At 47.5% G+C, this 14,138-nt stretch carries 13 protein-coding genes and 1 other RNA gene; 4 read left to right on the forward strand and 10 right to left on the reverse strand.

The window, feature by feature from the left end:
- Positions 1-141 precede the first annotated feature (141 nt).
- From H6G89_RS04095 to H6G89_RS04120, 6 genes are all read right to left on the reverse strand, one after another.
- On the reverse strand, positions 142-603 hold the full coding sequence (locus H6G89_RS04095; protein ID WP_190504003.1) for a hypothetical protein: 462 nt from the start codon (positions 601-603) through the stop codon (positions 142-144).
- Positions 604-723: 120 nt separating this feature from the next.
- On the reverse strand, positions 724-1,119 hold the full coding sequence (locus H6G89_RS04100; protein ID WP_190504004.1) for a phasin family protein: 396 nt from the start codon (positions 1,117-1,119) through the stop codon (positions 724-726).
- A gap of 84 nt (positions 1,120-1,203) precedes the next feature.
- An RNA gene (gene ffs, locus H6G89_RS04105) (signal recognition particle sRNA small type) lies at positions 1,204-1,300 on the reverse strand.
- Positions 1,301-1,367: 67 nt separating this feature from the next.
- Complete coding sequence (locus H6G89_RS04110; protein ID WP_190504005.1) at positions 1,368-2,228, reverse strand: fructosamine kinase family protein; 861 nt, start codon at positions 2,226-2,228, stop codon at positions 1,368-1,370.
- A 224-nt stretch (positions 2,229-2,452) separates the two neighbouring features.
- Entirely contained in the window at positions 2,453-2,815 is a 363-nt protein-coding gene (locus H6G89_RS04115) for a hypothetical protein (RefSeq protein WP_190504006.1), read from the reverse strand.
- Between the two features lie 255 nt (positions 2,816-3,070).
- Positions 3,071-3,838, reverse strand: a complete 768-nt coding sequence (locus H6G89_RS04120; RefSeq protein ID WP_190504007.1) for an SDR family NAD(P)-dependent oxidoreductase — start codon at positions 3,836-3,838, stop codon at positions 3,071-3,073.
- Between the two features lie 151 nt (positions 3,839-3,989).
- Between H6G89_RS04120 and H6G89_RS04125 the strand changes: the two genes are divergently transcribed.
- Positions 3,990-4,208 (forward strand): hypothetical protein, encoded by a 219-nt coding sequence (locus H6G89_RS04125; RefSeq protein WP_190504008.1) that lies wholly within the window; start codon positions 3,990-3,992, stop codon positions 4,206-4,208.
- Positions 4,209-4,219: 11 nt separating this feature from the next.
- On the opposite strand, the gene H6G89_RS04130 is transcribed toward H6G89_RS04125, so the two are convergent.
- Positions 4,220-5,791, reverse strand: coding sequence for a tetratricopeptide repeat protein (locus H6G89_RS04130; RefSeq protein ID WP_190504009.1), 1,572 nt, complete (start codon positions 5,789-5,791; stop codon positions 4,220-4,222).
- A gap of 536 nt (positions 5,792-6,327) precedes the next feature.
- On the opposite strand from H6G89_RS04130, the gene H6G89_RS04135 reads away from it, so the two are divergent.
- Complete coding sequence (locus H6G89_RS04135) at positions 6,328-8,508, forward strand: CHASE4 domain-containing protein (protein ID WP_190504010.1); 2,181 nt, start codon at positions 6,328-6,330, stop codon at positions 8,506-8,508.
- A 27-nt stretch (positions 8,509-8,535) separates the two neighbouring features.
- On the opposite strand, the gene H6G89_RS04140 is transcribed toward H6G89_RS04135, so the two are convergent.
- Entirely contained in the window at positions 8,536-8,994 is a 459-nt protein-coding gene (locus tag H6G89_RS04140; protein ID WP_242059818.1) for a bacteriohemerythrin, read from the reverse strand.
- 202 nt (positions 8,995-9,196) lie between these two features.
- Here H6G89_RS04140 and H6G89_RS04145 point away from each other — a divergent pair, with 202 nt between their 5' ends.
- Both H6G89_RS04145 and H6G89_RS04150 read left to right on the forward strand, forming a co-directional pair.
- The gene (locus tag H6G89_RS04145; RefSeq protein ID WP_190504011.1) at positions 9,197-12,295 is read left to right on the forward strand and encodes an NACHT domain-containing protein; all 3,099 of its coding nucleotides are present in this window, start codon (positions 9,197-9,199) and stop codon (positions 12,293-12,295) included.
- Positions 12,296-12,298: 3 nt separating this feature from the next.
- Positions 12,299-12,889, forward strand: coding sequence for a Uma2 family endonuclease (locus tag H6G89_RS04150; RefSeq protein ID WP_190504012.1), 591 nt, complete (start codon positions 12,299-12,301; stop codon positions 12,887-12,889).
- Here the strand turns inward: H6G89_RS04150 and H6G89_RS04155 are convergent.
- Together H6G89_RS04155 and H6G89_RS04160 are read right to left on the reverse strand one after the other, a co-directional pair.
- The gene (locus H6G89_RS04155; RefSeq protein WP_190504013.1) at positions 12,853-13,389 is read right to left on the reverse strand and encodes a hypothetical protein; all 537 of its coding nucleotides are present in this window, start codon (positions 13,387-13,389) and stop codon (positions 12,853-12,855) included. The two genes, H6G89_RS04150 and H6G89_RS04155, sit on opposite strands and share 37 nt — an antisense overlap.
- Positions 13,383-14,048, reverse strand: a complete 666-nt coding sequence (locus tag H6G89_RS04160) for an SDR family oxidoreductase (RefSeq protein WP_190504014.1) — start codon at positions 14,046-14,048, stop codon at positions 13,383-13,385. The genes H6G89_RS04155 and H6G89_RS04160 overlap by 7 nt, the downstream gene beginning before the upstream one ends.
- Positions 14,049-14,138: the final 90 nt, after the last annotated feature.

Below are 14,138 nucleotides of genomic sequence, written 5' to 3' on the forward strand. Positions count from 1 at the left end.
TTCATTAAATATGCCAACTCTTCAGTGGCGATCGCCGCAGTTACAGTCACAGCCACATTATTCTGAATGAGTTGTCAGATAAGCAGGTTGCTTAGACCGGGTGCAGGGGTTTCACCCTTAGCTATGGGCGCAATTGCCGTATTAATTCTCGTCAAAGAAGTCGTTGTTTTTGGGAATCCAGGGATGGGTTTCTTTGTCGGGGCAGGTTTCATCTCCATCGGCTACGCCATAGGGATGCATGGCACAGACAAACATCACTCCGTTGTAACTCTGACCGTGATAATGACGGCAACCAATACAAACGGCATGTTCGTTGAGAATGGGTTCAATGGTTTGGCTGACCGGTTCGGTTGTGTGCCCCAACGCCGATTCGAGCATCGCAATGGCTTGCAACATGGGTTCAACCCAGTCATCTAACTGCTCATCAAATTTGTCGATTTCTGAGGCGATCGCTTGCTCAATCTGTTCGGCAATGCCCTCTGAGAAATCAACAAATTCATCAGCAGCTTTTCCGACATCTCGAATAATGCTCTGAACAAACTCATCCACCGTTTCGGTCATTTCGTCCAGCATCTTGTAAAACTCCCGTTGCCAATCCTCCATATCCGCCCCTTCTCGCTCTGCCTGCTCAGAGTGCTGTAGTGTTCAATCTTCCATAATAGTGGGTGGGGCATCGAGTACCCCACCCAAGCCACAATAGACCGTCTGAATCAAATTTCTGGATTAGTCTTGCCTGAGTCGCCGTAATTCCTCTTGCAGTTTAAGCACCTGTTGCCGCAAGTCATCGACCGCTTCAGGTTTGCCGTCAGCTTTCGTTTCAGGTTTAGCTTCAGGAGCAGGCTCATCATCCGAGAGAATCTCAATGCGACGAGGCTCTGACTTTTCAGTTGTAGGCGGAGGAGTGCTGGTGGGGGGTTGCTGCGCTCGGCTCACCATCTCATCCACCATCCGTTTTGCCTCTTCGGCGGTGATTTCACCACGAGCTACCATCTCATCGGCTAACTTTTGAGCTTGCGATCGCAATTCTGCTAAGGTGGTGCTTGCTTTTTCACCCGCATAGGAAGCGATGCCGACTCCGAGGTAAAAGGCTTTTTGCACTAAATCTCCAAAACCAGGCATTACTAAAACCACTCCTTAGTACGGTTGGCGGTAGAGTCATAGCTCTAGCATAGGAGTAAATCTATCCGATTGCCTACCAAAAAAAGAGACCCGGAGTCCACGCCTATTACAAGCATCCCGTATTGCTGCTACCTTCCGGTCCTGACAAGATTTGGGCGTTGTAATCGCGTAGGTCCGAGTCAGCTTTCAGCATAACACGGAATGGACAAGAAGAAGGAGAGACGTGATTAATCGCATCTCTCCTTCCTTTAGAGCAATGACTCAATCATTCGATTGGCTTGAGATTCATAGCCACCGCCAAAGAGGTTGAAGTGGTTGAGGATGTGATACAGGTTATAGAGAATTTTGCGCTGTTGATACCCCGGTTCAAGCGGAAAGGCATCGTTGTAAGCTCGGTAAAAGTCATTGGGAAAGCTGCCAAATAGCTCAGTCATCGCCAGGTCAACTTCGCGATCGCCAAAGTAAGCCGCCGGATCAACAATCACAGGTTCCCCCAGTTTTGTCACCACTGCGTTGCCTGACCACAAATCACCATGGACGAGAGACGGTTGGGGGTGGTGGTCTGCCAAAAGTCTGGGAATCGCGGCAAGGAGTTGGTCTTGTTTAGGAAAGTGTCCGCCGCGTCGTCGTGCCAGTTGCAATTGATGACGAATTCGGTGCTCTGTGAAAAATTCCACCCAGTCTGCTGTCCAGGGGTTAGGTTGGGGAGTAGCTCCAATGACGTTGTCCTGATCCCAGCCAAACCCACGCGCACTCGTCACTCGATGCATGGCCGCTAACTGCGTACCCATGTCATGCCAGGACTGATGCGTGCCGTAACCCAGATCGAGCCACTCCATCACCAAATAAGAGGAACTGTCTGCCGTGCCCCAAACAATCGGTTTGGGAACTCGGATGGTGCGCGTTTCCAGCATTTGCCGTAGGGCGATCGCCTCTGTCTCAAACATTGCCACACGGCTTGCCTGATTGAGTTTGACGAAATAGGCTGTGTCGCCATCCACAACCGCATACGCCTGGTTAATGCTGCCCCCTCCCACTGGACGAGAGTGCTTAATTTGAAAGTCTTGCTGAGTCGCCTGAGAAATATGGGTAGCAATCTGATTCCACATGGAGGTGCAGCAGTAGGGAACAACTGCCTATTGTGGCATCTCAGCCCATCTCTAACACCATTTCTATAAATTTGGGCTATCTATCTATGTATCTGTCAGGGCGGTTCGCGAACCGCCCCTACCTTATCCATCGTTCTACGTTTAGGGATGGGTATACCCTATTAACTTTTTGTCGCTACAGGTTGAAGCGACGCACGAAATCAATGCCCACAAACGTTGCGCTCTTAAGAATCCAACGGAAAACAACGAGGTTCGCCACTGGCAATGCGGTTCACCGCTTCATAGGCCCAGTGGTCGGGGCGCACATCTGAAAACACGGAGAGAAACTGTCCTGGGGGACAGGTTGCCACAGGCTCTTGAGCGGAGGGGGAAGGTTGAGTCTGAAGTGGTTGAGCTTGGGGCGATCGCGTATTTGGATCGGATGGAATAGTCGTTGCGGGAGTGGCGGGAGTCACCTGCACAGGGATACCATCGGTTGAGTTAGAAGCGGGTGCAGGGGAGCTAGTTTGTGCCAGTGCGACACCACCCATTAACTGAGCCAACGTGGCGATCGCCAGGGTTGTGATCCAACAAGTGTGAGAAGTCATAAAGAACTTAGCGTGTAAACAATCCGTACTTCTAGAGTAATGATTTCACTCTGAAATGACAGGTTCCCAAGTATAGCTATGGACAATTCAACATGGAACATTGAATCTGAGTCTTGCTGAAAGAGACGCGATTATAACGGTTAAAGAATTGATCCGGTAAAAGAAGTGCGAGCGTCTCGCTCGCGGGCAAGATGTCCGCATTACAGAATTGTCAAATTATTTTCTTAATTTCTATAATCGCGTCTGTGCTGTTGATTACCACGGTAAACGGCTTCCATCCCAGGAGAAAAATTGTCCGTTGTCATCGGGTTGCAACTGGTCAATCACTTTTAGCAGTTGAGTGACTGTGCGATCGACCGAGAACAGCTTTTCTGGGGGAACGTTCCGTTGGAAGGGCTTGGATAACTGGGTATCGGTTGTACCGGGATGCATTAGAACTACAAGTGTTTTAGGGCTCTTACGGCTATATTCGATCGCCACATTGCGCATCAACATATTCAACGCGGCTTTAGAGGCTCGATAGCCATACCAACCGCCCAACTGGTTGTCGCCAATGCTGCCGACTTTTGCCGAAATGCTCGCTAACACGCTGCGATCGCCATGCTTAAGGAGCGGCACCAGATGTTTTGCCAACAGCACCGCCCCAATGCTGTTGACCTGGAAATAGCGCAATAGATTCTCGGCTTGAATCTGCTGCAACCCCTTTTCGGGTTGCATTTCACCCTCATGCAAAACCCCAACGCAGTACATCACGAGATGCAGTTGAGGGGTTTGAGTCTTGATTTGAGCGACCCCTTCAGCAATCTGGGATTCATCCGTAATATCCATTCGTATCAGATGGAGTTGCTGGGGATATTGGTCAGCAAGAGCCAATAATTCTGAGGAAGCCTCGTTGCGGTAGGTCGCGTAGAGCCTTCCAATTTGCTTGTGCTCCAGCAACTGTTGTACAAACCCTAAACCAATGCCTCGATTTGCCCCGACAATCAGTGCATTAACAGACTCAATTCCCTCAAATACAGCCATTCTAAATTTTCTTTACGTTTCTACATATTTCTTTACTTATCATAATCCATCATCGGATAGACTCCTATTCCCTCAATAGATACCTCTGGGTGAGAGGTGACTTTTGTAGCTCTTTTCTAAGCTGGAGGATGTCGAGATGAGGGTGAATGGAATGCCTGACGAGCAACACGATGAATCACTGGGTGTGGAACAACTTCCCCAAGACGAACTGGAGGCCACACCCCAATCCGATGAAACCGTGTCTGTGCCCAATGCAGATCATTCAGAGCACATAGCAACCGATGAATCTTCAACGGTTGACACGGAGGAGCCACGAGACAGTAAACAACCCCGAAGAATCGAGCGCGATCGCCGTATTGCCACTGATTGAATTTCGGTGAATTACTGCATTGCGCAGGCGAGCCGAGGTCGCCAGTAATCGCCATTCAACTCCGACGGAAACTGCTCCACCAGTTGCACGGCAGCTTCGTATTGACCATATTTGATCTGCCACGCCAATAGATCACGAATCATAAGTTCGTAATTTAAGGTTGAACGCACTTCTGGGTTGGACAGGTCTTCTAACACGCTTGCAAAGATGGATTGAGCGGCGGCGGTTTGTCCGGTTGTGAGGTAACTGTGTCCCAGCGTCAAAGCCAACTCAAAGCGAGTAGGGTGTTGCCACGGAAAAATATCAGTTGCGCCTTTTTGAAAAGGAGCGAGGGCATAGAGACGTTCTAGATGGTCGAGTTGGTTCCGTTCGGTATAGAGCTTAATGATCCGACTCAGGGTCATATCCCAAACGACTTCTATGTCTCGCCAGTTGCCATACTCGTTAATGGAGGATTCTAACGTCTCAAACGTAGCATCGGTTCTGCCCATGGCAGCGGTGATATACAGTTTGAGGTATTCGGGAGTGCGTGGATCAGACCACTGTTCTACGCCTGCGATCGCATGCAGAGCCCGTTCTGGCTGCCCCAACTGAATGTATTGCTCGACTAACTCTAACCACAATCGGTGAGGGTCGAGCATCGCATACTGCATGTCTTCGTAGGAGGTCGTTTTGGCGATCGCTACGGCCTGATCTAACGCCGCTAACCCTGGTTCTGCTTGACCGATGGATGCGTACTGCTCTGCCATCACTTGCAGCAATTGTAGTTGCTCGGCTCTTGGCTCCTGAGCGATGAGACGTTGGGCGCGATCGTCGGCTCCAACGTTGATGTATTGCCGAATCATGGGTTGCACGGTCAACCAACGGTGGAACCCCGTTAATGTGTCGGGTAAGGTTTGTCTTGCATCTGCAACCATTGCGTCCGCCGAGTCATAGTCGCCTAATTTGATATATTCCACTGCCATTAACCCCAAGCCTTCGGAGCTAAATCGATACCCCTCACGTTGGGCGATTTGGCGGGCTTCAGCCAAAACGGCTCTACTTTGCTCAAGCCGATCGGATAAGCGATAATGCCCCGCTATCCTGGCAAACAAGCCCTCGGTCACCGTACTCTCTACGACGTTGGGTTGTCGAGCGGCTATCAACGTCTGCTCAAGCCGCGATCGCCCCTCCTCTAAAAAGCCTTGTTGAATGTATTCTCCCGCAATCTTCTCTAAGATCAGAATCTCTGACCAATACAAATCCTCTGTTAAAAGGAGAGATGCGGCTTGATCGAGTGCCTGTTTGGCTTGGGTGGGTTGACCTTGTTGCTGAAATCCAACGGCAAGATAGAGCAACTCAAACACCACTTCAGAGCGACGATAGGCAGGCAATCTGCCGTCGGCATCCAGTTGCGCCTGCTGTATAAAACACCCCAGATAAAGGCTACGCTGTTCCCGATTGACTGGAAAAGTGGGTTGAAGGGTTTGCTCATCAAACTGCCAGGGGATGGGTTGGGCGATCGCTTGAGCCGTTGGCATTGCAGCGTTCAACGGAAGTGTCAGACTCAAAGCGGCGATCGCACGGGTAAGGAAGCGGTTCATAGGGACGTAAATTTAGAAAACTGTTGTTGTAGCGGTAGGTTTGAGAATGGGTACGGCACATTACCCGCAATCATCAATATCTCCGGTGCTTCGGGGGATATGCGTCTTCCTGAGCGATAGAGTTAAGCAATCTCTTGAGAAAGGGATAACCCACGGATGACATCGGCGTTGCTGAATAGAGGGATGATTGTCCTGACATGGACGTGAGCGAGACACTCACACTTCCATCAGGCAGATCGTTTCAGCCAGTGCGAGCATCCTGCTCACAACTCATTCACTCCCAAGGGCAGCAAAGCCATGACATTTCATGATTTGCTCAATTTAAAGGACTTCTTCATAAAACCTTAGGAGAGATTAGATTAAAAATTTAAGTAAAATAGAAGGTGAAGCTTGTAAAATTAAATGCACATATAAGCTCCGTATAGTTATTACTGCTGCTCGGAATCGTAGAACCAGGATGAATCCCCTACACCTCATCCTGGATGATGCTGCTATTGCTATATTCGCGATTTTTTTGTTAACAAATGACTCGTTACATGGTCAAACTAAGTTCCTTGCGAATACCCCTCATAGCTCTACTTGCTGTTTTTGGTATTACAGGTGTTTTATATCTAGTTGCCGCAAAAATTCTCCTACATAACTTTTCTCAAGCAGAACGCCAACTCATCCAACGCGATCTTCAACGGGTACAGGGTACGATTAACCATGATTTAAATGCGTTACAAACTGAAGTTTATGATTACGCCAAGTGGGATGACACTTACAACTTTGTAGCAGAACAGGATAAAGATTACGCCGTTATTAATTGGTCTGATGCTGCCCTTAAAAATCTGCGATTAAACATCATTCTTCTGACTGATGTATCTTCTCAAGTTTTGTTTAAGAGAAGTTTTAATTTACAAACTCAACAAGATACAGTTTTTCCCACAACAATTAATAATGCAGGTCAGCTAGACGAAGCATTGAGTCAATATTTTGTGAATACTACAGGTAGCACTGGGCTACTCATGTTACCCGAAGGTCCACTGCTAACTGCTTCCAGTCCCATTTTGACCAGCACAGGAGAAGGACCTAGCCGTGGCACCCTGTTGATTGGTCGTTATCTGAATGAGACAGCAATCAAACGACTGGAACATTTAACACAAGTATCACTAACATTTTATTCACTCTATTCACTGGATAGTGCGTCTCTGCCTGATGATATGCAGCAGGCAGTCTCTGCTTTACGAGATAATCCCAACGAGACGTTTATTCATCCCCTCTCTGAAGATCAGGTTGCGGGTTATATGTTGTTACGCGATGTATACAACCAACCTGCCCTAATAGTGCGCGTTGACACCGCTCGAACCATTTACCAGCAAGGGCAATTAAGTCTGCATTATTTAGGAGCATCCCTGTTACTAATAGGGTTAATTTGTGGAATCGCCATTTGTGAGTTGTTAAAACGGTTGATGCAATCCGTGATAGTTGAGCGCGATCGCCAACAGTTAACTGAATTAAACGAAAAACTAGAACACCTCGTCGAACAACGGACGATGGAATTGCGCGAACAAACGGTTGCATTGCAAGCTAGCAAAGAAGCTGCCGAGGTGGCAAATCAAGCTAAGAGTGAATTCTTAGCCAATATGAGTCATGAATTACGAACTCCTATGACTGCGGTATTAGGCTACGCAGACATTCTAGCCAACACAGACCTCTCAGCTGAACAACAGGAATACATTGAACAGATTAGCCGCAGTGGCGACAGTTTGCTGGCTATTATTAACGATATTTTGGATCTCTCTAAATTAGAAGCGGGAACCCTCAAACTCAACACCAAGCCCTTTAACTTGCAAGATTTGATTGATGGTTTGGTCAAGCTCTTTCAGCCTCAAATTGCCCAAAAAGGACTGGTATTTACGGTTGTGGTAGCTCCTACCATTCCTGCCACATTAGTTGGTTCCTTCGATCGCTTGCAACAAGTTCTCACGAATCTCATCAGCAATGCTATTAAGTTTACAGCGGTTGGAGAAATCACCCTCCGTGTTGATTCAGTAGAAACGAAGGATGATTCAGGTGTCAAACTCAAATTTAGTGTACAAGATACAGGGATTGGCATTGCCCCTTCCGATCAAGAACGCATCTTTGACTCGTTCACTCAGGTCGATTCATCCAATGCCCGACTCTATCAAGGCTCTGGGTTAGGGCTTGCTATTTGTCGAAAAATTGTGCATTTGATGGGTGGAGAAATCGGAGTCGAGAGTGTGCTGGGGCAGGGATCAACCTTCTGGTTTACTGTTTTTGTTGAATCTGTGCGATCGCCCTCAGCATCCTTTGACCGTCACACTTCACCCACCACTAACGCTTCACCTTCTGTCACTCAAATTTTAGTGGCTGAAGATGTCAAGGTTAACCAGGTTTTATTGAAACACGTATTACAGCGTCTAGGTTACCAGTGTGATCTGGTCAGCGATGGACAGGAAGCCCTGGAAAAATTAGCTCAACGTCCTTATGATCTGGTGCTGATGGATTGCCAAATGCCTGTTTTAGATGGCTATGAAACAACCCGTCGCTTACGACAACGAGAAGACCAACAACACCGAACTGTCGTTGTTGGTATCACGGCTCATGCCATGTTAGGCGATCGCGAAAAGTGCTTAGAAGCTGGAATGGATGATTACATCAGCAAACCATTTCGGTTGCAGGAGTTGGGTGATCTGCTCAAGCGGTGGTTATAGCACAGCCTAGCAAAAGGATGGGACTGACTATCCATTTGCTTTAGCATGACGTATACAGACACCAATTTGTGTGTCAATTTGCAAAATATGTTTAACTAGCCAATCTGATAATTCATCGTAAATTCGTTGTGCGATCGCTTCATTGGCATCGCTTTGACGATACTCATCATGCAGATTGCCAAAAGTTTGAATGAACTGTGTGTGAGCGTTCTGATTGGTTTCTGCGATCGCACATTTGTGTTTTGCAGCACACTGCTCTTCATGACCAAAATGCCACTCAGCATAGTATTTCAAAAAGATCAAAAGCTTCTTAATGTAAGTTGCTCCTTTACCCTGCTCGATCGCCTCCGCTAAGTCATTCACCGCTGCAATTAACTCTTTATGATGCGTATCAATCATTGGTACGCCAGTGCTTAAAGACTCATCCCAGGAAAATTTCTGCATACAGATTTGCTCCACTCGGCAAGGCAATGGTTGAGTAGCCATTTAGCTCTCTACATTAAGGTTGCCCACCAAACCGAGAGAGTGGAGGTTGAATCAGGTTTAAAGTCTTACGTTTTGTAAGCGATCCCAGATCTTCAACTTCCTCGAAAAGTTGAAAATCTATCGGTAGCGATCGCCACACCAAGACATTTATTTGGCTAAATGGCATATTAGAAACAAGCAATAACGACTAGAAGGCTGAGTCATGGTGGACTGGTTAATTGTTTGGAGCGTCGTTGAGGCAACCGGAATTTTGGCTAGACCCATCCTGGAAGACCTGGCAAAAGACTCAGCCAAAGACTATGCCAAGGATTTTTTCAAAGACTGCCTTAAGAAGCTGATTCGGTTGCCAGAGAAAGATGTGCAGAAAGAAGCCTATGGCAAGGCACTGAAAGAGTTTCTAGAATTGGTGCAGCAAGAGCTAGAAAACGCAGGCTATCAAGAGGTTCAAATTAAACAATACATTCAGCCCGTCAAACGGTTTATTGATGATTCACAAGTCGCTGCAATTGTGGGGCGGGCGTTTGAGTCAGAGTGTCGATCGCTGGATACGAAAACGCTAGCGCAAACCTGGCAGACGCTCGATTTGCCTCATTTACCCCCTGACTTTGACTGGGAACTGGTATGCAAGCTTTACATCCGCAAGGTAAAGGCGATCATTCAGAATTCGGATACGTTGCGCCCGATCTTTGCAGCAGAGGCACAGGCAGCAGCGGCGGAAAGTCTACAGCAATTAGTGGGCATTGCTCCAGGGTTTGATTTGGCTCGCTATGCGGAAGGCTTGCAGGAACAGTATGGCAACCTGAAACTGGAATCGTTGGATACGACAGGGGTTTATTACAACGAACTGAAACTGTGGAAGATTTTCGTGCCGCAAAATGTGCGGGAGTGTCAGGAGTTTTTGCCCCAGGTCTACGAAATTCCTAAAGAGCATTTGCGGCAGTTACGAGAACGGGGAGAATTGGATGAGGCAGCGATCGCAGAAGCCGAGATGGAACGGTATCGGCGGGTGTATGTGGAGCAACCGATTCGCCCTGTGTTAGAAGTGGTGGGTGATCCAACGGTTCCTAATCGCCCCCTAAATCCCCCAAGTTTGGGGGACTTCAATCCGGCTCCCCCCAAGTTTGGGGGGTTGGGGGGGCAACCCCTGCCGCATGTAGTAATTTTGGGTGATCCCGGTTCAGGGAAATCGACACTGTTGCAATATCTGGCGTTGGTTTGGGCAGAACGTCCCGTGAGTGAATTGCCCCTGTACCCAATTCCGCTGTTGATTGAGCTACGCACCTATGCCCGTGACAAGCAAGAAAAGAAGTGTCATGACATCCTCTCGTTTATCCATTCTGGGAATATCACCTGCCGGTTAAACCAGCAACAACTGCACGAAAAGCTAAAAGCCGGAGATGCAATCGCTTTATTTGACGGCATTGATGAGGTGTTTGACCCACAACTGCGAGAGGAAGTCGTAACCGATCTTCACCGCTTTACCAACGACTATCCTCAAGTTCAGGCGATCGCCACCTCTCGCTGGTTAGGCTACAAAGCCCAACGACTGCGCGATGCCGGATTTCGTCACTTCATGTTGCAAGATCTGGAAGACCAGCAAATCGAAAACTTCATTCAACACTGGCATGACCTGACCTTTCAGGAGGGACTCGACAAAACACGCAAACGAGACCGCTTGCAAAAAGCGATTCACGACTCGAAAGCCATTCGAGAATTGGCAGGCAATCCGCTGTTGCTGACGATGATGGCAATCTTGAATCGGAATCAGGAATTACCACGCGATCGCCCAGAACTCTACAACCAGGCATCACGAGTCTTGCTACATCAGTGGGATGTAGAACGGAACCTGATTGAACAACGACTCGACCCACTAACCATTGACTATCGCGATAAACAAGCCATGTTGCGAAAGGTTGCCTATCACATGCAGTCGAGCGAGAAGGGATTAGCAGGAAACATCATCAGCGCGGCTGACCTGGAAAGAATTTTGACGGATTACTTGAAAACGTTTGAAGTGGAGCAACCCAGAACCGTTGCCCGCCTGATGATTCAACAACTCCGCACCCGTAACTTTATCCTCTGTTATTTGGGGGCAGACTCTTACGCCTTCGTTCACCGCACATTTCTAGAATATTTTTGTGCAACAGAATTCGTCTACCAATTTGAGAAGCAGAAAACTCTGACTTTTGAACAATTAAAGAATGAGGTTTTTGGAAAACACTGGTGGGATGAAACCTGGCATGAGGTGTTAAGACTAATCTGTGGAATGATTGATGCAAAATTTGCAGGACAATTAATTGAATTCCTTGCAATTCAAAAGCGAGATGATGCACAAAGTGACTCATTTACCGAGAAAGAAATGGGTTCTTTACTACTTGCTACAGAATGTTTGATTGAGACTCAAAATCGTAGCACTATAGCCACATCTTCAGATTTTCTCTTAAAACTTATCAAAGGAAAGATTGAAGATGGACTTATAAAGCGTGGCGATCTTCAATACGTCAAAGCGTTTGCAAGAGTGGTCGAATTAGCCTGGCAGGGAGAAACTACTTTGTTAATTTGGCTCAAATCCTGTCTAGAAGAAGGGTACGCCAAGCAAACCCATACTCGCTATTTCGCTATCAACGCCATAATTCAAGGTTGGGGAAATAATCCAGATATAATTCCATTACTTAAAACTTGTGTGAAGCAGGGTTATACTTGGTCCTCTACACGAGTTGCAGCGATTGCCTTAGCGCAGCACTGGAAAGGACATCCAGAGATTTTACCTTTCCTCAAAGATTTAGCTCAAAATAGTCAAGTCGTTTACACTCGTGGAGCAGCATTGGATGCATTAGCTCAGGGCTGGAGTAATAATCAAGATACTTTATTGTTACTTCAAGCAGCGAAGGATGATAAGTATGGTCTTGTACGCGAGGTAGCATTAGAGGCATTGGGTAGAAATTGGAAAGATCATCCAAAAACTTTACCACTCATCAAAACAGCTGCTTTGACGGATCAAGCTTGGCAAGTTCGTGCAACAGCAGTGGAGTTACTTGTTGAATGGGGAGAGGAGGCTACCTCTAATATATTTGACCTCCTGTACCAGATTGCGATGGAGGATGGGTTTGAACGGGAGGAAGAGTTTGAACAAAATCCTCGACTCCTTGCTATGCAAGGACTTATAAATGTTGATCTGACTCATCACAAAACGCTTGAATTACTACACGATCGCGCCATCAATGATCCTGATGAACAAGTCCGGGAGTTTGCTAAAGAGCAATTAGCCAAGTTGGAGCAAGCATCAAGGAGAGGGGACTAAACCATGTTTATATCAACTGAAGAGAAAAAATATTACACACCGGAAGAGTATTTAGAGCTAGAAGTCAATTCGGAAGAGCGACATGAATACATTGATGGAGAGATTTTGACAATGGTTGGAGGGATGCCAAACCACAACCAGATTGTCTTAAATCTGGCTGGGACTTTAAACCTGAGTCTCAAACGTCAACCCTATCGAGTATTTGTCACCGACCAGCGATTGTGGATTCCGCGCAAGCGCATCTACACCTATCCTGATGTCATGGTTGTGCAGGGAGACTTACAGCTACAAGAAGGACGAAAAGATACGATTACCAATCCGATCATGATTGCGGAAGTGTTGTCCGAGTCAACCGAAGCGTATGACCGCAGTGGCAAATTTGCTGCCTATCGCACCATCCCAACTTTTCAGGAATATGTGCTGATCGATCAATACTCGATGCATGTTGAACATTATCTCCGCACCGAACCCCGCAAATGGATCTTCTCTGAATATGACGGAGCAGACTCGTTGCTAACCTTGAGTTCCATTCCCTTTGAGATCTCTCTGGCGGATCTCTATGACAAAGTGGACTTTGCAGAACAGCTGATGTAGATAAAGACAAAACCGATTAACGTGCCTACAAAGATAAACGGTGTGCCGATGAGGTAAAACACCCAGCGATCGCCCTGTTGAATCTGCAAGTGGGTTTCCTGGGGGTTTTGCACAAAGCTATTAATCTGAACGGCAAGAACTGCCTTATCGTCATATCCAGAGCTATAGGCATCTGTGAGATAAAGCTTGCCTCGCTCTGTGAAAATGACAACTCGATAGAGATCTTCTCTGCTGGTGGGACGTTCTACCTCAGCTCTGAGCAGTTCGCTAACTGGAAAGATTTGCAGCGTCCTTTCCCAATCAAAAGGGCTTTGGTGAGCTTTTACAGTGCAGGTTGGTTGAGTAGAATTGGTGCGATCGCACACCAGGCTTTTAGCCGTAGCCAGCAACACGAACGACCCACCAATCAGATTAAAGACGACCAGAAATCCCAGACCAACCCAGAAAAAGATTTTGTCAAAGTGCTTGAATGGGTCGTCTTTAGATGGAGGGCTTACCACGGTAAAACCTCGCCATTGGCGTGCCAAAACGTGCCTGAGTTCTCCAGGGTTAGCTGATCAATTCGAGCCAGCAATCCCTTCACGGATTCCTCTGGGGTGATGCCACTGGGGGTGAAGTTGGTCATGCGAGTTTGCACTAAGCCAGGATGGAGAATGGCTACGGCTATTCCACGAGGTTTGAGGTCGTGAGACAGCGATTTGCCCGCCATGGATAACGCCACCTTTGACATGCGATAGCCATAGGAACCGCCAGAGGTATTGTCAGCGATCGACCCCATCCGACTGGTCATCAGCGCAATCTTAGAGCCTGCTTTGAGTTGCGGTAGTAGAGTGTGGGTGAGACGAAGCGGGGCGATCGCGTTGACCTCAAACTGTTCCCGAATGCTGTCGAGATCCATGTCATCGAGCGTAACGCGTTGAGCAATGGCGGCATTGTTGATCAGGACATCGATGGGGATATCTTGGAGGCGATCGCACAACTCCGTCACCGATGTCTCTGAGGTGAGATCGATCCCTTCCTCAACCTGAAGTCCCAACTGGTTCAATTCCTCGGAGGAAGTGCGACAAACAGCAATAACAGTTTCTCCTCGTGCTTGCAGTTGGCGACAGTACTCGTATCCAATACCGCGATTTGCACCTGTGACCAGATAAGTTGCCATATGCATTCCCAGGATCACTAACCTTAATTAACCCAAAATAATTGTAGGGGCATTGTATGCAATGCCCCTACCGACCAAATGATGTTTCTT

Origin of the sequence: Oscillatoria sp. FACHB-1407 (genome assembly GCF_014697545.1) — a bacterium.
Taxonomy (GTDB): domain Bacteria; phylum Cyanobacteriota; class Cyanobacteriia; order Elainellales; family Elainellaceae; genus FACHB-1407.